Below are 19,619 nucleotides of genomic sequence, written 5' to 3'. Positions count from 1 at the left end.
GCAGGCAACCGGCGAACACACCTATCAGGCTCCCATCCCCCACCTCAGCGGAGGTCGGTTTTTTCTCTCTCCTTCACCCTCACTTCACAGGGGCTCATCTCCCCTTCATCCAGCCCGGGGAGACTGGCTTGCGATAACAAGGAGCCCGTCATGGTCAAACAGATTGTCACCCACAAGATCTTCCTGCTACTGCTGCTCGGCCTGCTGCTGATGCTGCCGGTACAATCCATTCTGGATCTCAATCACGAGCGCCAGAGCTATCAGCGTCAGGCCATCGGCAGCATGATGGCCAGCAGCAGCGGCCCGCAGCGGCTGCTGGGGCCAGTGCTGGTGCAACCCTATAGCCGCGCCGTTACCGTGGAGCAGGATGGCAAGCGCTTCGTGCGTCAGGAGCGGCTCTATCGCTACCTGCTGCCGGAACAGCTGGATATGCGCGCCAACATGGTGGTCACCCCCCGCAAGCTCGGCATCTATCAGGCGCAGATCTACCACTCCACCATCACCCTGTCCGGTCGCCTGCCCGATACCCTGACGGACAAGGCACTGCTGGCCAGCAACCCGGAGCTGAGCTTCGACGCCGCGGATCCCGCCCTGGTCCCGGGCAAACCCTACCTCAGCCTGGTGCTGTCTGACGCCCGTGGCATCAACAGCGTCCCGGTGCTGCAACTGGGAGATCGCCACATCCCCTTCGTCCCCGGTGCCCTGCTGGGAGAGGATCAGGCGGGTATTCACGCGCCGCTCGACGCCTTGCCGGGCGAACAGGGTGAGTTTCATATCGAGCTGAACTTGCAGGGTATGAACAGCCTGGAGCTGGTGCCCCTCGGTCGGGAGAGCAGGCTGCAACTGACCGGCAACTGGCCTCATCCCAACTTCATCGGCGATTTCCTGCCGGGCAGTCGCAAACTGGATGAGGCGGGTTTCAATGCCAACTGGCAGACCAGCTGGTTCGCCACCGACATGGAGACCCGCTTCTTGCGCAGCATGAGTGGCAAGGAGCAAGCACTGCCCGCCTTCAGCGTCAGTCTGGTGCAGTCTGTGGATCAATACCGACTCAACGAGCGAGCGGCCAAGTACGCCCTGCTGTTCATCGGCCTCACCTTCATCAGCTTCTTCATGTTCGAGCTGCTCAAAGGGCTAAGGGTCCACCCCATCCAGTACGCCCTGGTCGGTATGGGGCTGGTCATCTTCTATCTGCTACTGCTGGCGCTGACCGAGCATCTGGGCTTCGCCCTCGCCTACCTGCTGGCGGCGCTGGCCAGCGTGGCGCTCAATGGTTTCTACCTGAGCCATGTGCTGGGGGGCCTGAAGCAAGGGCTCGGCTTCGCGGCCCTGCTGGGGGTTGTCTATGCCACCCTCTATGGCTTGCTGCAAGCAGAGCAGAGCGCGTTACTGCTCGGCGCCCTGCTGCTGTTTGCCATACTGGCGCTGATCATGATGCTGACCCGCAAGCTGGACTGGTACAGGGTCATGGAGAGCACGGAGTCCAGGCCATAAAAAAACCGGCGCCACAAGGCGCCGGTTTCCTTTATTTCATGGGTAGGGATTGATCGGGCATCACTTCTTCTTGACCGGACGCGCCCAATTCTGGATATGGCGCTGGGGCACCCGGGTGATAACCAGTTCGTGCTCGGCCACGTCCTTGGTGATGGTCGAGCCCGCCCCCAGGGTCGCGCCCTTGCCGATGCGCACCGGCGCCACCAGCTGGGTGTCGGAGCCGACGAAGACGTCATCCTCTATGATGGTCTGGAACTTGTTCACCCCATCATAATTACAAGTGATGGTGCCGGCACCTATGTTCACCCTGGCACCCACCTCGGTGTCTCCCAGATAGGTCAGGTGACCACACTTGGAGCCAACCCCGAGCCGGGATTTCTTCATCTCGACGAAGTTGCCCACATGAGCATCCTGTTCCAGCACGGCACCGGGCCGCAGGCGGGCAAAGGGGCCGACCGAGCACTGGTCAGCAACCTGCGCCCCCTCGATGACGGAGTAGGGTTTCACTTCACTGTGATCGCCGATTTCGCAATCTTTCAGCACGCAACCCGCACCGATGCGCACATGGTTGCCGAGTTTGACCTTGCCCTCGATGATGACGTTGACGTCGATCACCACCTCTTCACCCACCTCCAGTTCGCCGCGCAAGTCGAAGCGGGCCGGATCGATCAGGGTCACACCGGCGATCATCAACCGTTCGGCCTGCATCTGCTGGTAGCTGCGCTCCAATGCCGCAAGCTGCACCCGGTTGTTGGCCCCTTCCACCTCCATGGCGCTGTCCGGATGAACGGCGGCGATGGCGCAACCATCCCCGTGGGCCATGGCAATGACGTCGGTGAGATAGAACTCGCCCTGGGCATTCTTGTTGTCCAGACGGGACAACCAGCTACGCAACTGCGCCCCCTTGGCCACCAGCACGCCGGTATTCACTTCGCGGATGGCGAGCTGCTCGGCGTTGGCATCCTTCTGCTCGATGATGCCGACCACCTGGCCGTTCTCACGGACGATACGGCCATAGCCGGTCGGGTTGTCCAGCACCACGGTCAGCAGCGCCATGCCGCCATCGGCCTTGGCGGCCAGCAGTCGTTGCAGGGTCTCGGGCTGGATCAGCGGGGTATCGCCGTACAGCACCAGTACGTCGTCTTCGTCTTGCCAGAACGGGATCGCCTGGGCCACCGCATGGCCGGTGCCCAGCTGCTGGGCCTGCAGCACCCAGTTCAGATCCGGCGCGGCGATCCGCTCCTTGAGCAACTCGGCGCCGTGGCCATAGACCAGGTGCAGTTGTTCGGCACCTATCTGGCGAGCGGTGTCGATGACATGGGAGACCATGGGCTTGTTGGCGACAGGGTGCAGTACTTTTGGCAAGGAGGAGCGCATGCGAGTACCTTTACCCGCAGCCAGGATCACGACGTTGAGAGACATAGCCAGCCTTTGAAACTTGAGGAAATGCTCGGCGGAGTCTATCCAACGGATAAAAAAAAAGCGACCCGAAGGTCGCTTTTTGCATCACCGCTATTAACGGTAATTCTTTTTGACGATATCGATAACCCGCAGTTGGGCCATCGCCTTGGCCAGCTCGGTAGCGGCCTGGGCGTAATCGATGTCACCATGGGAGCTGTTGATCCGCTCCTCGGCACGACGCTTGGCTTCCTGGGCTTTCGCCTCATCCAGATCGTCGGCACGAATTGCGGTATCGGCCAGCACAGTCACGGCTTCGGGTTGTACTTCCAGCATGCCGCCGGAAACGTACATCACCTCTTCGCCACCATTCTGCTTGATCAAGCGGACCAGGCCCGGCTTGATGGCAGTCAGCAGCGGCGCGTGACCGTGGTGGATACCCAGCTCACCTTCGGAGCCTGAAACCTGTACGGTCTGAACACGGCCGGCAAACAGTTTGCCCTCTGCGCTCACCACATCCAGGTGAAAGGATATCTCAGCCATGGGTCCTCCTATCGAGGCTTACAGTTTCTTGGCTTTCTCGACGACTTCGTCGATACCGCCAACCATGTAGAACGCCTGCTCAGGCAGATCGTCATACTCGCCTTTCAGGATGCCCTGGAAACCACGAATGGTCTCTTTCAGCGGCACGTATTTGCCCGGTGAACCGGTAAATACTTCTGCCACGAAGAACGGCTGGGACAAGTAACGCTCGATCTTACGGGCACGGGATACGGTCAGTTTGTCTTCTTCTGACAGTTCATCCATACCCAGGATGGCGATGATGTCCTTCAGCTCTTTGTAGCGCTGCAGTACGGTCTGAACGCCACGAGCGGTGTCGTAGTGCTCCTTGCCAACCACCAGCGGATCCAGCTGACGGGAGGTGGAGTCCAGCGGGTCAACGGCCGGGTAGATACCCAGTGCCGCGATCTGACGGGACAGAACGACGGTCGCATCCAGGTGGGCGAAGGTGGTCGCCGGGGACGGGTCGGTCAAGTCATCCGCAGGGACGTAAACGGCCTGTACGGAGGTGATGGAACCGGTCCGGGTGGAGGTGATACGTTCTTGCAGAACACCCATCTCCTCGGCCAGGGTCGGCTGGTAGCCTACTGCGGAGGGCATACGGCCCAGCAGTGCGGATACTTCGGTACCGGCCAAGGTGTAACGGTAGATGTTATCCACGAAGAACAACACGTCACGACCTTCGTCACGGAACTTCTCGGCCATGGTCAGACCGGTCAGCGCCACGCGCAGACGGTTTCCGGGCGGCTCGTTCATCTGACCGTAAACCAGGGATACTTTGTCCAGTACGTTGGACTCCATCATCTCGTGGTAGAAGTCGTTACCCTCACGGGTACGCTCGCCCACACCGGCAAACACTGAGTAGCCGCTGTGTTCGATCGCGATGTTACGGATCAGCTCCATCATGTTGACGGTCTTGCCAACACCGGCGCCGCCGAACAGACCGACTTTACCACCCTTGGCGAACGGGCAAACCAGGTCGATAACCTTGATGCCGGTCTCCAGCAGATCGTTGCTGTTGGACTGATCTTCGTAGCTGGGAGCTTCGCGGTGGATGGACCAACGCTCTTCTTCGCCGATCGGACCCTTCTCATCGATGGGTTCGCCCAGTACGTTCATGATCCGACCCAGGGTCGAGGTACCAACCGGTACCTGGATTGCCTTGCCGGTATTAACTACTTCCAACCCACGACGCAGACCGTCGGAGGAACCCATGGTGATGCAGCGCACGACACCGCCACCGATCTGCTGCTGAACTTCCAGCACCAGACCCTGGCCTTGACCTTCACTGACGACGCACAGCGCATCGTACACCTTGGGTACGGCATTCTGCGGGAACTCGATGTCCACTACAGCGCCGATGATTTGGACGATGAAACCATTACTCATGTCAAATCCTCTAAATCTTTGATAACCCTTGCCTTACACCGCAGCAGCGCCCGATACGATCTCTGTCAGTTCCTGGGTAATACTGGCCTGACGGGCCTTGTTGTACACCAGTTGCAGATCGTTAATCAGGTTGCCGGCGTTGTCAGTCGCGGCTTGCATGGCAACCATTCGGGCTGCCTGTTCGCTGGCCAAGTTTTCCACCACGCCCTGGTACACCTGGGACTCGACGTAGCGAATCAGCAGGGTGTTCAGCAGCTGTTTGGGATCCGGCTCATAGAGGTAATCCCAATGGTGTTTCTTGGCGAGCTTGCTGTCTTCTGTTACGGGCAAAGGCAGCAATTGATCGACTCGGGGTTGTTGCACCATGGTGTTTACAAACTTGTTGTACACCAGGTACAGACGGTCAATCTCACCATTGTCGTAAGCCTTCAGCATGACCTTGACTGAACCAATCAGGTCACTGATGCTCGGGTTGTCACCCAGTCCGGAGACATGGGCTTGCACCTTGGCACCGTGCCGCTGGAAGAAGCCGGAAGCCTTGTTACCGATCAGTGCCAGGTCAACCTTGGCACCTTTCGCGCTCCAGTCCTTCATCTCATTGAGGGCAGCCTTGAACAGGTTGATGTTCAGACCCCCACACAGGCCACGGTCGGTGGAGACGACGATGTAACCCACTCGCTTGACCTCACGTTCCATGAGGTAGGGGTGCTTGTATTCCAAGTTCCCCTGGGCGATATGGCCGATCACCTTGCGCATGGTTTCAGCGTACGGACGGCTGGCAGACATGCGTTCCTGCGCACGGCGCATCTTGCTTGCTGCCACCATTTCCATAGCGCCGGTGATCTTCTGAGTGTTCTTCACACTCCCGATCTTGGTACGTATCTCTTTTGCGCCGGCCATCTCTTACTCTCCTTCAGGTGGCAGCTTGCGCTGCCACACTCGCTTACCAGGTCTGGGTTGCTTTGAAGTCATCCAGCAACGCAGTCAGCTTGCCAACGATCGCGTCGTTGTAGTCGGCTGTGGCGTTGATGTCTGCCATCAGCTCAGCGTGCTGGGTATTGGCGTAGGAGAGCAGAGCGGCTTCGAAATCGACAACCTTGGCGATTTCGACGTCGGAGAGATAGCCCTTCTCGGCGGCGAACAGCACCAGAGCCTGGGCAGCCACACTCATCGGGGAGTATTGCTGCTGCTTCATCAGCTCGGTTACCTTCTGGCCGTGATCCAGCTGCTTGCGGGTCGCCTCATCCAGATCGGAAGAGAACTGGGCGAAGGCCGCCAGCTCGCGGTACTGGGCCAGAGCGGTACGGATACCACCGGACAATTTCTTGACGATCTTGGTCTGAGCCGCGCCGCCCACTCGGGATACGGAGATACCCGGGTCAACCGCCGGACGAATACCGGAGTTGAACAGCTGAGTGGTCAGGAAGATCTGACCATCGGTGATGGAGATCACGTTGGTCGGAACGAACGCAGACACGTCACCGGCCTGGGTTTCGATGATCGGCAGCGCGGTCAAAGAACCGGTCCGGCCAGTCACGGCACCCTTGGTGAACTTCTCGACGTACTCGACGTTGACGCGGGAAGCGCGCTCGAGCAGACGGGAGTGCAGATAGAAGACGTCGCCTGGGTAAGCTTCGCGTCCTGGCGGACGGCGCAGCAGCAGGGAGATCTGACGGTAGGCCACCGCTTGCTTGGACAGGTCATCATAAATGATGAGCGCGTCTTCACCGCGGTCACGGAAGTACTCACCCATGGAGCAGCCGGCATAAGGCGCCAGGTACTGTAGGGCAGCGGCTTCGGAGGCAGAGGCTACGACCACAATGGTGTTGGCCAGAGCACCGTGCTCTTCCAGCTTGCGCACCACGTTGGCGATGGTGGAGGCCTTCTGACCGATCGCGACGTACACACACTTAATACCAGAGTCTTTCTGGTTGATGATGGTGTCGATGGCGATGGCGGTCTTACCTACCTGGCGGTCACCGATGATCAGCTCACGCTGGCCACGACCGATAGGGATCATGGCATCGATGGCTTTCAGGCCGGTCTGGACAGGCTGGTCAACAGACTTACGCTCGATAACGCCCGGTGCGATAACTTCGATCGGCGAGAAGCCGTCGTTGTCGATGGGACCTTTACCGTCGATAGGCTGACCCAGGGTGTTGACCACCCGGCCCAACAGACCACGACCAACCGGCACTTCCAGAATGCGGCCAGTCCCTTTTACTTTCATCCCTTCGGCCAGATCGGCGTAGGGACCCATGACCACGGCACCAACGGAGTCACGCTCCAGGTTCAATGCCAGAGCGAAGCGGTTACCCGGCAGCTCGATCATTTCACCCTGCATGGCATCGGCCAGACCGTGGATACGAATGATACCGTCGCTCACAGAGACGATGGTGCCTTCGTTGCGCGCTTCGCTCTTAACATCAAACTGCGCGATGCGCTGCTTGATAAGCTCGGCGATTTCAGTGGAATTCAGTTGCATGCTCTAATACCCCAATCAAGATTGCAGCGCGTCGGCCATGCGATCCAGCTTACCGCGGACAGTGCCGTCGATAACCAGATCTCCGGCCTTGATGAGCACTCCGGCCATCAAGGACGCATCCATGCTGCAATTCAGCTTCACTTTGCGTGCGAGACGTTGCTCCAGAGAAGCCTGAATAGCGGCCTTCTGCTGGTCGGTCAGTACATGGGCCGAAATGACCTCAGCCTGAATCTCTTTGTCGAGTTCAGCCTTGAGCAGTACATATTCGGTCACGACCGCCGGCAGCACACCCAAGCGACCATTCTCAGCCATCACCCGCATCAGGTTCTGGCCATGCTCGTCGAGTTGCTCACCGCAGACACTCACAAACAGGTTTGCGAGTTCTTCGGCAGCCACAGAGCCGTTTACCAGGGTGTGGATTGTCTCGTTTTCCACGACTTGCGCCGCGAAACCGAGCATCTCCAGCCACTGGTCAACCGCCTTGTGCTCAACGGCAAACTCGAAAGCAGCCTTGGCGTAGGGGCGAGCGATTGTAGTCAGTTCAGACATAGCCCCGTTCCCGTTACAGTTCTGCTACCAGTTTGTCGACGATGTCGCTGTTGGCAGCCTGGTCGATGTGGCGTGCCAGGATCTTCTCTGCGCCGGCGACGGCAAGAGCAGCAACCTGCTTGCGCAGTTCTTCTTTGGCACGATGACGTTCAGCTTCAAGCTCGGCACGGCCTTGAGCCAGGATTTTTTCCCGCTCTGCCTGGGCACCAACTGCGGCTTCATCGATGATCTGGGCTTTACGTTTGTTAGCCTGTTCGACGATTTCAGCAGCCTGGCGCTTGGCTTCTTTCAGCTGATCGGTGGCATTGGCCTTGGCCAAATCCAGATCTTTCTTGGCGCGTTCTGCGGAAGACAAGCCGTCAGCAATTTCTTTCTGGCGGGCTTCAATGGCAGCGATCAGCGGCGGCCATACGTACTTCATGCAAAATACTACGAAGAAGAAAAAAGCGATTGCTTGGCCGAGGAGGGTGGCGTTGATATTCACAGCCGATTTCCTCTTAAGTTAGTTAATGGGTTCTGCGTGAGTCGTAACGACTTAGGCAACCGCAAACATCACATACAGACCCAGACCAACGGCGATCATCGGGATCGCATCAACCAGACCCATCACGATGAAGAACTGGGTACGCAGCACAGGGATCAGATCCGGCTGACGAGCAGCACCTTCCAAGAATTTACCACCCAGGATACCGATACCGATGGAGGCGCCGATCGCGGCCAGGCCCATCATCAAAGCAGCAGCCATGTACAGCAGGTCCATGTTCAAGTTTTCCATGAGGATCTCCATTTATTTTTTGGTAATTGGTTGTTTGAAAAAGTTTTATTTGAGTTGCTTCATCAATGGTCTTCTTGCGCCATCGACAGATAGACGATGGTGAGAACCATGAAGATAAATGCCTGCAAGGTGATGATCAGGATGTGGAATATTGCCCAAGGCACGGACAGGATCCACTGTGACCACCAGGGTAACAAACCCGCAATCAGGATAAAGATCAGTTCGCCAGCATACATGTTGCCGAACAGTCGCAGACCCAGAGAGACTGGCTTGGAAATCAACGTGACGGTTTCAAGGATGAAGTTAACAGGGATGGCCGCAGGGTGATTGAAAGGCTGAAGCGTCAGCTCCTTCACAAACCCTTTGATACCCTTGACCTTGATGCTGTAGTACAGGATCAAGAAGAACACGCCCAAAGCCATGGACATGGTGATGTTAACGTCAGCAGAGGGAACCACACGCAGATAGGGAACACCCATCAATTGTGCAGCATGAGGGATAAAGTCAACGGGGATCAGATCCATGAAGTTCATCAGGAAGATCCACACAAACACGGTCAGCCCCAAAGGTGCGATGACCTTGTTGCGACCGTGAAAGATGTCCTTGACGTTACCATTCACAAACTCGACCAGCATCTCCACGAAGCACTGAAGTTTACCCGGCACACCGCTGGTGGCCTTGACGGCAACACGACGGAACGACCAGATAAACAGGGTGCCCAACAGAACAGAAAATATCATAGAGTCGATATTCACTGTCCAGAACCCAGACCCTACTTGCAGATGGGTCAGATGGTGGGAGATATATTCCTGAGGAGTCAGGACTTCTCCGGTTGCAGCCATGAGTTTTCCTAATAGTGGTTGTTAAGCGTGAATGAGACTATCCACTGTACAACGAGGGCGAGGATATAAGTGGCGAAGAAGGAGATGGTGTTTATCTCGATCCCTGCACCAAACATCAGGGCGAAGAGTCCTGTTGTAGTAATGAGCTTAATCCCTGCCCCACCATAAAAGTCCCGCAACACCAGCCCCACACTCTCTTTCGTCACCTTGCGGCGCAGAACCCAGAGTGTGAACAAGGCCTGAGGAACCCAATACATCCCCCCTCCGTAGAGGGAGGAATATCCGGCGTGAGCCCCGGCCTGATAAAACCAGACTGAAGCTATCGCCAGGATCAGGACGAGCTGACAAACGAGCATCGCCAAGGCCAGTGTTAAACCTTCCAAGGCTATTTTCTGTTTCACCAACTCACCTCTGAACATTACAGAACTGTAAAAAATCGGGTTCCAGAGACCCCGAATTCACAGCCCTAAAAGCCGGTCAAATTATACCCGTGAAGACGGCTATTGCAACATGGCAAAAACCCTTAATTTTTGCGGCTTTCCGCACAAAATTAAGGTTATGTTCATATCGAAAGGAATGGATGTTTTATTACTACAAAAAGCGTAAAAATCACTGTTCTGATAGGCCAAAATAGCCCAATACCCGGTCCAATTCCGCCAAGTTCTCGTAACTTATTACTAACTTGCCGCTATTCTGTTTGCCTTGTTGAAGTTGTACCTTGTTGCCAATTTTTTCTGCAATCTGGCGTTCAATGTAAGCAAATTGTGGATCGCGAACGGGGTCGGCTTTGGTTTTTACCGGTTCCAGCGATTTTTGCACCAAGCGCTCGGTATCACGCACGGTCAGGCCTTTCTGGGCCACCTGCTTGGCCAGTTCTGACTGGGCCGGGCCACTGAGTGCCAGCAGGGCGCGGGCATGGCCCATGTCGAGGTCGCCATGCTCCACGAAACGCTTCACATCGTCGTTGAGCTGGTTGAGGCGCAGCAAGTTGGTGACTGTGGTGCGTGACTTGCCCACCGCCTCGGCCACCTGCTGGTGGGTGAGTTCGAATTCGGTCAGCAGACGCTGCAGCGCCACGGCCTCCTCGATGGCGTTGAGGTCTTCGCGCTGGATATTCTCAATCAGCGCGATGGCGACCGCAGCCTCGTCGGGCACGTCCTTGACGATGCAGGGCACCACCTCGAGACGGGCCAGCTGGGAGGCGCGCCAGCGCCGCTCACCGGCGATGATTTCGAAGGATTGCTCGCCGAGGGGGCGCACCACGATCGGCTGGATCACCCCCTGGGCACGAATGGAATTGGCCAGGTCTTCCAGTGCGTCCTGCGACATATCCTTGCGCGGCTGGTATTTGCCAGAGCGCAGCCACTCCAGCGGCAGCTTGCGCAGCTCGCCCTGGGGGGCCGGAGCCATGGCCTGTTCGGTGCGCTGATCGCTCATCACCTGCTTCTGGCGCGCAGCCGTGCTGGTACTGAGCAGGGCATCCAGCCCCTTGCCCAGTCCACGTTTTTTCAGGGTCATATGCTCTCTCGATCTGCGGTGGTCGGCTGGAACTCCTGCTCCTGGCGGCGCAGTATTTCGCCAGCCAGAGCCAGATAGGCCTTGGCGCCCACCGATGATTTGTCATAGTGCATGGCCGGGGCACCAAAGCTGGGCGCCTCGGCCAATCTCACGTTACGGGGGATGATGGTGCGATAGACCTTGTCCCCGAAGTGCTGTTTCAGCTGATCGGACACATCATTGGCCAGCCGATTGCGGTGATCGAACATGGTGCGCAGCACCCCTTCAATCTTGAGATCCGGATTGACCACGGCCGCCAGCTTGCTGATGGTATCGACCAGGGCCGTCAGCCCCTCCAGGGCGTAATACTCGCACTGCATGGGCACCAGTACCGAATCGGCGGCGGCCATGGCATTGACGGTCAGCATGTTGAGGGAGGGGGGGCAGTCGATGAAGATGTAATCGTATTTGTCGCGCACGGAGGCGATGGCGTTGCGCAACCGGATCTCCCGGGCGAAGAACTCCATCAGCCGGATCTCCGCCGCCGTCACATCGGCATTGGCGGCGATGAGGTGATAGCCCCCCGAGGTCTCGGTGACGATCACGTCCCGCACCGGGATATCTTCGATCAGCAGCTCATAGGCGGTGCGCTCTACGTCGTATTTGTCGACGCCGCTGCCCATGGTGGCATTACCCTGGGGATCCAGATCGATCACCAGCACCTTGCGGCGAGTGGCTGCCATGGAAGCCGCCAGGTTCACACAGGTGGTGGTTTTTCCGACCCCCCCCTTCTGGTTGGCGATGGCAATGACTTTTCCCACAAGATCCCCTCAATGAAACGGCAGCCCAAGCGGGCCTAGATAGTTTTAAACTCCAGCAGGTGACGCTCGCCTTCCAGCTCAGGCACCACCAGTTGATGGGATGCCACCAGGCGGATATTGGCCGGCAACTGGGCCAGCTCCTGTGCGGGATACTGTCCCTTGAGTGCCAGGAAGCTGCCCTCCTCGGACGGCAGATGATGACACCAGCGCAGCATGTCCTCCAGGGAGGAAAACGCCCGACTCAGCACCGCATCAAAGCCCTGTTCGGGTCTGTACTCTTCCACCCGGCTCAGCACAGGGGTCACATTGGTGAGACCGAGCTCCTGGATCACCTGGCGGATGAAGTTGATCCGCTTGCCGAGGCTGTCGAGCAACACGAACTGCTTGTCCGGATTGATGATGGCCAGCGGTAAGCCTGGCAGGCCCGGGCCGGTACCGACATCGATGAACCGTTCGCCGTGCAAGTGCCGGCTCACCACCAGGCTATCGAGGATGTGCTTGACCAGCATGGCATCGGGATCACGCACCGAGGTGAGATTGTAAGCCTTGTTCCACTTGTGCAGCAACTCAACCAGCTTGATAAGCTGGGTCTTTTGAGTCTCTGTTATAACGATATCGGCCTGCGCGAGCAGGCCGTTCAATCTTTCCAGCATGGGGATCCTCTAGGCAGTTTTACGCAGCAGGCCGTTTTTCTTGAGATGGACCAGCAGGATGGAGATGGCCGCCGGTGTGATGCCGGAGATGCGGGAGGCCTGACCTATGGTCTGCGGCTTGGCATCGCTCAGCTTGGCAATCACCTCGTTGGAGAGGCCGTTCACGTCGCGGTAATTCATCTCCAGCGGCAACAGGGTGTTCTCGTTGCGAAGCTGTTTCTCCACCTCGTCGTGCTGACGCTCGATGTAACCGGCGTACTTGATCTGGATCTCGACTTGATCCGCGGCGGCCGGATCCTCGAGAGCAGGCCCCACCCCCTCGATCGCCATCAGCGCATCGTAGGTCACCTCGGGGCGACGCATCAGCTCTTCCAGACTGTGTTCACGGCTGAGCGGGGTATTTACCAGGGCATTGATACCGGGTACGGCGACATGCTGGGGGTGGATCCAGGTCGAACGCAGCCGTTGACGCTCCTGCTCCACCAATTCCAGCTTGGTATTGAATTTGGCCCAACGGTCGTCATCGACCAGACCCAGTTCACGGCCAGCAGCCGTCAGACGCAGATCCGCATTGTCTTCACGCAGCAGCAGGCGATATTCGGCACGGCTGGTGAACATGCGGTAGGGTTCGCGGGTCCCCAGGGTGGAGAGATCATCCATCATGACCCCCAGGTAGGCCTGATCACGACGGGGATGCCAGGCATCCTTGTCCTGCGCCCGCAGTGCGGCGTTCAGACCGGCCAGCAGCCCTTGGGCACCGGCCTCTTCGTAGCCCGTGGTGCCGTTGATCTGTCCGGCGAAGAACAGATTGGGGATGCACTTGCTCTCCATGTTCGCCTTGAGATCCCGGGGATCGAAGAAGTCATATTCGATGGCGTAGCCGGGTCGAGTGATATGGGCATTCTCGAAGCCCCGGATCGAACGCACAATCTGGATCTGTACATCGAATGGCAGGCTGGTGGAGATGCCGTTCGGATAGAGTTCGTGGGTGGTCAAGCCTTCCGGCTCGACGAAGATCTGGTGCGCCGTCTTGTCGGCGAAGCGGGTGATCTTGTCTTCGATCGATGGGCAGTAACGCGGCCCTATGCCCTCGATCACCCCGGCGTACATGGGGCTGCGATCCAGATTATTGCGGATCACCTCATGAGTGCGCTCGTTGGTATGCGTCATGTAGCAGGAGATCTGGCGCGGATGCTGGCTCGCCTCGCCGATGAAGGAGAACACCGGGGTCGGGGTGTCGCCGGCCTGTTCCTGCATCACGGAGAGATCGACACTGCGAGCATCGATGCGTGGCGGCGTCCCGGTCTTGAGTCTGTCGATGCGCAGCGGCAGTTCACGCAGACGCTGCGCCAGAGCGATCGAGGGAGGATCTCCAGCCCGTCCGCCCTTGTAATTATCCATACCGATGTGGATCAAACCGTTCAGGAAGGTACCCACTGTGAGCACCACCGTCTTGCCACTGAAACGGATCCCGCTCTGAGTCACGACACCGGCGACACGATCCCCGTCCATGATCAGATCATCGCAAGCCTGCTGGAAGATCTTCAGATTCGGCTGGTTCTCCAACATCTCTCGCACGGCCGCTTTGTAGAGCAGACGATCCGCCTGAGCGCGGGTGGCTCGCACGGCTGGGCCCTTGGAGGAGTTGAGCGTGCGAAACTGGATCCCGCCAAGATCGATGGCTCGCGCCATGATCCCACCGAGGGCGTCAATTTCCTTGACCAGGTGTCCCTTACCGATCCCACCGATTGCCGGGTTGCACGACATGTGGCCCAGGGTATCGATGTTGTGAGTCAGCAACAGCGTATTCATGCCCATACGGGCAGATGCTGCTGCGGCCTCGGTTCCTGCATGACCGCCACCGACGACGATCACATCAAATTGTTCATGGTATTGCATTGGGATCACCTTGATCTGCACGCCTGAGATCGTTTGTTTGCCGTCTTCATCCCCGCGTTAAGGGGGCAAACATTCTATCTGTTTCCCGTGATCAGTGAAACGTCTAGTTAGCGCCCTTTCTGGGATCAGGATCCGTTAGTAGATCTTAAGGATCTTTAGATCGATCTCTTATTAGATCTTTTATTAGGATCCAGCGTTTCTGTTGATAAGCACTTTTTGATCATAAAGATCATTATCTTAAAGGCGATCCCAGCCTGTGGAAAAGCTTGGATCCTGGCCCCGTGAACCGGGGGACAACCAGTGCTTTTATACACAGGCCCTCAACCGCCCGGATCTGGTACATAGGATAACTATAGGTTTTACATAGGTTTCAAGCATAGTTATCCACATTACCCCCAGTTGTTGTGGGTAACCTTGTAGAACAAGTCAGTGGGATCGGATTGTGAATAACCTGGTGGATAGTAAATCGAGGCGGGGCAGGGGAGATCCGGCTTTGAAAAGGGATCTCCCGGGTTGATCAGGAGATCGAAGCCATCCAGGGCTGGATCCAGGCTTCGGCGGCATCTTCCGGTATCTCGTACTGGGTCACGTCTATCTCAAGCCGTTCACCGATCCGGCTGGCACCGCATTCGGCCAGCCGTTGATCCAGGGTCTTGCCGCCCGCACAAAAGGTGTCGTAACTGCGGTCACCCAGTGCGATCACACCATAGCGAAATGCGCCAAGATCCGGTTTTTGTTCATAAAGATCTTTAAGGAAGGGCTGGAGATTGTCCGGCACCTCCCCGGCACCATGGGTGGACGTGACCACCAGCAGTATGGCGTCCGGTTCGGCGGTTATGGCGGCGAGCCGGGCGGGATTATGGATCTCGCTCTGATGACCGGCTTGATTGAGCAGATCGGCGACATGGTCGGCGACGTACTCGGCAGCACCTAACATAGAGCCGACGATGAGGTTGAATTTGGCCATGGGGGTATGCCTTTTGAATGCGTTGAGGATCCGGATTCTACCGCCAATGCATGTGGATAAAAATGGATAAGAATCGGGGAAATTCGCGCGATTTATTTTTTGGCGGCATCCGGATCCGGATCATCGAAGGGGGCCCATCATGGCCCCCTCCTTTATATAGAGGAATTCTACCTAGACCCTTATGTGTCCTGTTTATCAATAATCGACAGGATCTCTTTGTTTAATGTCAATGCGGATGCAAATGATTGGCAATTATTGAATCGATTCGAAAACCCTCCTGTAGTAGCATGACGCTGCATTATTGGCCGCTTTGACGGCAGAGCGAGCCCAGACTCGACCCATAAAAACTAAGCCTGACTCATAGAAAACTTGAGACTTAAACATGACACTACTAGCCAATCATTTTACTCCTCAACGATCCATTCTCGGTCGCTTGATCCCCCTGGCCTGCCTGTTTGGGGCGCTGCCAGCCATTGCTGAAGACGCCCTGCCCAAGGCGAGCGAAACCATGGTGGTAACGGGTACCGCCATGAAGGTCGAGGTGCCGATGGCCGAGACCCCTCGCGCCGTTTCCGTGGTGGATCGCGAGGAGCTGGATCAGCACGCCGTGCTGCAACTCGACGAATCCCTGCGTTATCGTTCCGGCGTGCTCTCCGGCCTCTATGGCTCGGATAACAACACCAACTGGTTCAAGGTGCGTGGCTTCGATGCAGCCTCTTATCTGGACGGTAACCGCCTGTTCAGCACCGGCTACTATGTGTGGACCCCGGAGCCTTTCGGCCTGGAAAGTGTGGAGTTATTGAAGGGACCCGCCTCCATTCTGTATGGCGAGGCGCCTCCCGGTGGCGTGGTCAATGCCATGAGCAAGCGTCCTACCGCCACGCCGCAAGGGCTGGTAAATCTGCAACTGGGCGACCGGGATCATCGTCAGGTGGGGGTGGATGTCTCCGACCAGCTGACCGACGACAGCCGCTATCGTTTTGTTGCGCTCTACAACGAGCGTGATGGCGTGCTGGACGGTACCTACAATGAGCGTGCCTATGTGGCGCCAAGCGTGACCCTGGATATCTCCGATAGCACCAGTCTCACCCTGCTGGCCAGCTTCCAGCATGACGAAGGGGTGCCCACCAACGGCTTCTTCCCGGTCTATGGCACCCTCAATACCGAAGAGGGCCAGATAGATCCCAGCACCAACCTGAGCCAGCCGGACTACGATCGCAACCGCAACACCCAGATTTCCGCCGGTTATGAGCTCTCCCACCAGATCAACCAGACCTGGGAGTTCAAGCAGAACGTCCGCTTCAATTACAACGACCTGCTGCTGCGTCAGACCTATATTTTCCCAACCTACGACAGCACCACCGCTTACCGTGGTCTGATCTACCGTGATGGCGATACCAAGAGTATCAACATGGACAACCAGATGGTGGGCTACTGGAGTACGGATCGCACCGAGCAGACCCTGCTGCTGGGGGTCGATCTGCAGCGCCACGTCAATGAAGGGGATGAGGCCGACAACTACGGCATGGGATCCATCGATACCATGCACCCGGATCATGGCAACTTCCCAGGCTTTGATGAGTCAACGGCCACCTATCAGAAGAGCACCAAGGGTCAGAGCGGCCTCTATGCCCAGCATCAGATCCGTTGGGATGATCGCTGGTTGCTGACCGCCGGTGGCCGCTTCGACTATGTGGAGACCCACAACATCAGCGAAGCGACCAGCAAGAACGAGAGACAGTATGATGACAACCTCTCCCTCTCCGGCAGCCTGATGTACCTGGCCGACAATGGTCTCTCCCCTTACTTCACTTATGCCGAGTCATTTGAAGTGCTGCCGGGCATCGATCCCAATACCAAGAACTCCTACAAGCCGCTGGAAGGCAAGTTGTACGAGACCGGTATCAAGTACGCCCCCAGCTTCCTCGATGGCTACATCAATCTGGCGCTGTTCGATCTGGAGCAGACCAACTCGCTGGTCTCCACCGGTTCCGGCCAGCAGACCCAGGCGGGTGAAGTGACCTCCCAGGGCATAGAGCTGGAAGGCAGCGTGCAGGCGACCGCGGCGCTGCGCCTGACCGGGGCTTACACCTATACCGATGCCAAGACCAATGACACCGGGGATGGCGATCGTCGCGCCAGCCTGATCCCGCGTCACCAGGCCTCTTTCTGGGGTAACTACAAGGTGCAGCAAGGCCCTGTTTCCGGGCTGGAAGTGGGTACCGGGGTGCGCTATATCGGCTCCAGCGTCGGCATAGGCGCCGTGGATGCCAACTACAACCCCATCTACGGTTCGGCCGAGGTGCCGGCCCAGACGGTATGGGATGCGATGATCGGGTATGACTTTGCCAAGAACTGGCGTGCCCAGATCAACGTCAACAACCTGCTCGATGACACCTATGTCGCCAGCTGTGACTACTACTGCTACTACGGTGAGCCCCGCAGTGTGGTAGGTAGCGTCAACTACCGCTGGTAATCTGACTCGGGTTGCCCTCAGGGCAACCCGTTTCCCTTTCATACCCGACAGAGAATTTCATGGAGCTGCTCTACCTCGTCTATCGCCACTATCGCTGGCCATTCATCGCCATTACCCTGCTCAGCCTGGGCTCTGCCCTGCTCGGGATCGGGGTCATCGCCTTTATCAATAGCTATCTGATTGAATCAGTTGGCGATCCTGTTTCCGTTATCTTCCAGCTGCTCGGCCTTATCCTGGCGCTCATGATTGTCACGCTCAGTTCGCAGTTGGCACTGACCACCCTCGGTCACCATTTTGTTTATCACCTGCGTGGCAAGTTGCTCAAGCAACTGCTCGATACCGATGTCGCCCAGGTAAAACGCATCGGCCAGGGGCCGCTGCTCGCCTCCCTCTCCAGTGATATTGGCAGTATCACCATCGCCTTCGTGCGCCTGCCCGAGCTTATCCAGGGCACCATTTTGACCCTGGGATCGGCCATTTACCTCGGCTGGCTCTCGCTCGGTATGCTGTTGTGGACCGCGCTCTGGGTCGGCGCCACCATGCTGATCGGCTGGCTGCTGGTCAAACGGGTTTATAGTCATCTGGGGCTGATGCGTGCCGCAGAGGATCGCCTCTATCGCGACTATCAGGCCATGATAGAGGGTAACAAGGAGCTGGCCCTGAACCGGGACCGAGCCCGTCATCTCTATCAGCAGCAATATGAACCCAACGCCCTCGACTATCGCCACCACATCATCAGGGCCGATACCTTCCATCTCAGCGCCATCAACTGGTCGAATATCATGATGCTGGGGGCCATCGGCCTCTCCTTCTTCCTGGCGAACGGGCTGGGCTGGGCCAATACCAATGTGGCGGCCACCTATGCCCTGACCCTGCTATTCCTGCGTACCCCCTTGTTGCAGGCGATCGGCGCCTTGCCCACCTTGCTGGCGGCTCAGGTTGCCTTCAACAAGCTCAGATCCCTGGAACTGGCCGACCATGAACCCGAGTTCGCGGTGCGTGCCGTCTCGCCTCAGGATGGGCAGGCACAGTGGCAGACCCTCAGCCTGAAGCAGGTCGTGTTCCATCATGATGGCCAGGGCGGTCGGGCCGGTTTCAGCGTCGGTCCTATCGACCTTGAGATCCACCGTGGCGAGCAGCTGTTCGTCATCGGCGGCAATGGCTCGGGCAAGTCGACCCTGGCGATGCTGCTGACCGGGCTCTATCGACCGGTCAGCGGTGAGATCTTGCTCGATGGCGAGCCCGTCACCGACAGGGAGGCCTATCTTGGTCTCTTCTCCGCCATCTTCACCGATTATCACCTGTTCGATCGCCTGATGGGGCCTGACGGTGAAGAGCCGGATCCCGAGCGGGTCCAGCAATGGCTGCATCTGTTGCAGATGGAGAGCAAGCTGGTGCTCGATGGGGCTCATGTCACCAATATCCAGCTCTCCCAGGGGCAGCGTAAGCGGGTCGCCCTGTTGCTGGCGGTTGCCGAGCAGCGCGACATCATGCTGTTCGATGAGTGGGCGGCGGATCAGGATCCGGAATTCAGACGCATCTTCTACCGCGAGTTGCTGCCGCGTCTCAACGCCATGGGCAAGACGGTGATCGCCATCAGCCATGACGATCACTACTTCCCGCTGGCCGACCGCCTGCTGGAGATGCGCCAGGGCCAGCTCAGCGAACTGGTCGGTGCCGAGCGCGACAGAGTCAGCCTTGACGTAGTGGGCCGTCTGGCCGAGCCGCAAGAGAGCTAAAGGGGAGGGCACCAGATCCGCTCTGCGTCCGGGTATGCCGGGCTTGTGTCGAGCGGAGCCCATCCCACGAGATG

Annotated in this window: 18 protein-coding genes; 3 read left to right on the top strand and 15 right to left on the bottom strand. The window is 57.8% G+C overall.

The window, feature by feature from the left end:
- The first annotated feature begins 150 nt into the window (after positions 1-150).
- Positions 151-1,494, top strand: a complete 1,344-nt coding sequence (gene creD, locus M2366_RS15620) for a cell envelope integrity protein CreD (protein ID WP_259270126.1) — start codon at positions 151-153, stop codon at positions 1,492-1,494.
- Positions 1,495-1,554: 60 nt separating this feature from the next.
- Here creD and glmU read toward each other — a convergent pair whose 3' ends face one another.
- From glmU to mioC, 15 genes are all read right to left on the bottom strand, one after another.
- Positions 1,555-2,916, bottom strand: coding sequence for a bifunctional UDP-N-acetylglucosamine diphosphorylase/glucosamine-1-phosphate N-acetyltransferase GlmU (glmU, locus tag M2366_RS15615; RefSeq protein WP_259270125.1), 1,362 nt, complete (start codon positions 2,914-2,916; stop codon positions 1,555-1,557).
- Positions 2,917-3,009: 93 nt separating this feature from the next.
- Complete coding sequence (locus M2366_RS15610; protein ID WP_005893194.1) at positions 3,010-3,435, bottom strand: F0F1 ATP synthase subunit epsilon; 426 nt, start codon at positions 3,433-3,435, stop codon at positions 3,010-3,012.
- An 18-nt stretch (positions 3,436-3,453) separates the two neighbouring features.
- Complete coding sequence (gene atpD, locus M2366_RS15605; protein WP_042044021.1) at positions 3,454-4,842, bottom strand: F0F1 ATP synthase subunit beta; 1,389 nt, start codon at positions 4,840-4,842, stop codon at positions 3,454-3,456.
- 33 nt (positions 4,843-4,875) lie between these two features.
- A complete protein-coding gene (gene atpG / locus M2366_RS15600; protein ID WP_224431636.1) occupies positions 4,876-5,742 on the bottom strand; it encodes a F0F1 ATP synthase subunit gamma in 867 nt (288 codons plus the stop codon).
- Between the two features lie 43 nt (positions 5,743-5,785).
- Positions 5,786-7,327, bottom strand: a complete 1,542-nt coding sequence (gene atpA / locus M2366_RS15595; RefSeq protein WP_042044019.1) for a F0F1 ATP synthase subunit alpha — start codon at positions 7,325-7,327, stop codon at positions 5,786-5,788.
- Between the two features lie 15 nt (positions 7,328-7,342).
- Positions 7,343-7,876, bottom strand: coding sequence for a F0F1 ATP synthase subunit delta (gene atpH, locus M2366_RS15590; protein WP_042044018.1), 534 nt, complete (start codon positions 7,874-7,876; stop codon positions 7,343-7,345).
- A gap of 13 nt (positions 7,877-7,889) precedes the next feature.
- The gene (atpF, locus tag M2366_RS15585; RefSeq protein WP_042044017.1) at positions 7,890-8,360 is read right to left on the bottom strand and encodes a F0F1 ATP synthase subunit B; all 471 of its coding nucleotides are present in this window, start codon (positions 8,358-8,360) and stop codon (positions 7,890-7,892) included.
- Between the two features lie 51 nt (positions 8,361-8,411).
- Positions 8,412-8,651, bottom strand: coding sequence for a F0F1 ATP synthase subunit C (gene atpE, locus M2366_RS15580; RefSeq protein WP_005893179.1), 240 nt, complete (start codon positions 8,649-8,651; stop codon positions 8,412-8,414).
- A 62-nt stretch (positions 8,652-8,713) separates the two neighbouring features.
- Entirely contained in the window at positions 8,714-9,493 is a 780-nt protein-coding gene (gene atpB / locus M2366_RS15575; protein WP_042044015.1) for a F0F1 ATP synthase subunit A, read from the bottom strand.
- A gap of 8 nt (positions 9,494-9,501) precedes the next feature.
- A complete protein-coding gene (locus M2366_RS15570; protein WP_042044014.1) occupies positions 9,502-9,912 on the bottom strand; it encodes an ATP synthase subunit I in 411 nt (136 codons plus the stop codon).
- Positions 9,913-10,102: 190 nt separating this feature from the next.
- Positions 10,103-11,011, bottom strand: coding sequence for a ParB/RepB/Spo0J family partition protein (locus tag M2366_RS15565; protein ID WP_042044012.1), 909 nt, complete (start codon positions 11,009-11,011; stop codon positions 10,103-10,105).
- The gene (locus tag M2366_RS15560; protein WP_042044011.1) at positions 11,008-11,811 is read right to left on the bottom strand and encodes a ParA family protein; all 804 of its coding nucleotides are present in this window, start codon (positions 11,809-11,811) and stop codon (positions 11,008-11,010) included. Before M2366_RS15560 ends, M2366_RS15565 begins: the two co-directional genes overlap by 4 nt.
- A 35-nt stretch (positions 11,812-11,846) precedes the next feature.
- The gene (gene rsmG, locus M2366_RS15555; protein WP_259270124.1) at positions 11,847-12,464 is read right to left on the bottom strand and encodes a 16S rRNA (guanine(527)-N(7))-methyltransferase RsmG; all 618 of its coding nucleotides are present in this window, start codon (positions 12,462-12,464) and stop codon (positions 11,847-11,849) included.
- Positions 12,465-12,473: 9 nt separating this feature from the next.
- Positions 12,474-14,363, bottom strand: a complete 1,890-nt coding sequence (gene mnmG / locus M2366_RS15550; RefSeq protein WP_042044009.1) for a tRNA uridine-5-carboxymethylaminomethyl(34) synthesis enzyme MnmG — start codon at positions 14,361-14,363, stop codon at positions 12,474-12,476.
- Positions 14,364-14,880: 517 nt separating this feature from the next.
- Positions 14,881-15,330: an FMN-binding protein MioC gene (mioC, locus tag M2366_RS15545; protein WP_259270123.1), complete on the bottom strand. Its 450-nt coding sequence runs from the start codon at positions 15,328-15,330 to the stop codon at positions 14,881-14,883.
- A 382-nt stretch (positions 15,331-15,712) separates the two neighbouring features.
- Here mioC and M2366_RS15540 point away from each other — a divergent pair, with 382 nt between their 5' ends.
- Together M2366_RS15540 and M2366_RS15535 are read left to right on the top strand one after the other, a co-directional pair.
- Entirely contained in the window at positions 15,713-17,806 is a 2,094-nt protein-coding gene (locus M2366_RS15540) for a TonB-dependent siderophore receptor (RefSeq protein WP_259270122.1), read from the top strand.
- A 59-nt stretch (positions 17,807-17,865) separates the two neighbouring features.
- Complete coding sequence (locus M2366_RS15535) at positions 17,866-19,545, top strand: multidrug ABC transporter permease/ATP-binding protein (RefSeq protein WP_259270121.1); 1,680 nt, start codon at positions 17,866-17,868, stop codon at positions 19,543-19,545.
- Positions 19,546-19,619: the final 74 nt, after the last annotated feature.

Origin of the sequence: Aeromonas sp. BIGb0405, assembly GCF_024807335.1 — a bacterium.
Taxonomy (GTDB): Bacteria; Pseudomonadota; Gammaproteobacteria; order Enterobacterales; family Aeromonadaceae; genus Aeromonas; species Aeromonas rivuli.
The sequence above is the reverse complement of the archived record's forward strand: the minus strand, read 5'-3'. Positions and strand labels throughout refer to the sequence as shown.

Bases quoted from the DNA above. Each gene is read 5' to 3' on its own strand.
- creD (WP_259270126.1), top strand. From the start codon at position 151: ATGGTCAAACAGATTGTCACCCACAAGATCTTCCTGCTACTGCTGCTC.
- glmU (WP_259270125.1), bottom strand. From the start codon at position 2,916: ATGTCTCTCAACGTCGTGATCCTGGCTGCGGGTAAAGGTACTCGCATG.
- M2366_RS15610 (WP_005893194.1), bottom strand. From the start codon at position 3,435: ATGGCTGAGATATCCTTTCACCTGGATGTGGTGAGCGCAGAGGGCAAA.
- atpD (WP_042044021.1), bottom strand. From the start codon at position 4,842: ATGAGTAATGGTTTCATCGTCCAAATCATCGGCGCTGTAGTGGACATC.
- atpG (WP_224431636.1), bottom strand. From the start codon at position 5,742: ATGGCCGGCGCAAAAGAGATACGTACCAAGATCGGGAGTGTGAAGAAC.
- atpA (WP_042044019.1), bottom strand. From the start codon at position 7,327: ATGCAACTGAATTCCACTGAAATCGCCGAGCTTATCAAGCAGCGCATC.
- atpH (WP_042044018.1), bottom strand. From the start codon at position 7,876: ATGTCTGAACTGACTACAATCGCTCGCCCCTACGCCAAGGCTGCTTTC.
- atpE (WP_005893179.1), bottom strand. From the start codon at position 8,651: ATGGAAAACTTGAACATGGACCTGCTGTACATGGCTGCTGCTTTGATG.
- atpB (WP_042044015.1), bottom strand. From the start codon at position 9,493: ATGGCTGCAACCGGAGAAGTCCTGACTCCTCAGGAATATATCTCCCAC.
- M2366_RS15570 (WP_042044014.1), bottom strand. From the start codon at position 9,912: ATGTTCAGAGGTGAGTTGGTGAAACAGAAAATAGCCTTGGAAGGTTTA.
- M2366_RS15565 (WP_042044012.1), bottom strand. From the start codon at position 11,011: ATGACCCTGAAAAAACGTGGACTGGGCAAGGGGCTGGATGCCCTGCTC.
- rsmG (WP_259270124.1), bottom strand. From the start codon at position 12,464: ATGCTGGAAAGATTGAACGGCCTGCTCGCGCAGGCCGATATCGTTATA.
- mnmG (WP_042044009.1), bottom strand. From the start codon at position 14,363: ATGCAATACCATGAACAATTTGATGTGATCGTCGTCGGTGGCGGTCAT.
- mioC (WP_259270123.1), bottom strand. From the start codon at position 15,330: ATGGCCAAATTCAACCTCATCGTCGGCTCTATGTTAGGTGCTGCCGAG.
- M2366_RS15540 (WP_259270122.1), top strand. From the start codon at position 15,713: ATGACACTACTAGCCAATCATTTTACTCCTCAACGATCCATTCTCGGT.
- M2366_RS15535 (WP_259270121.1), top strand. From the start codon at position 17,866: ATGGAGCTGCTCTACCTCGTCTATCGCCACTATCGCTGGCCATTCATC.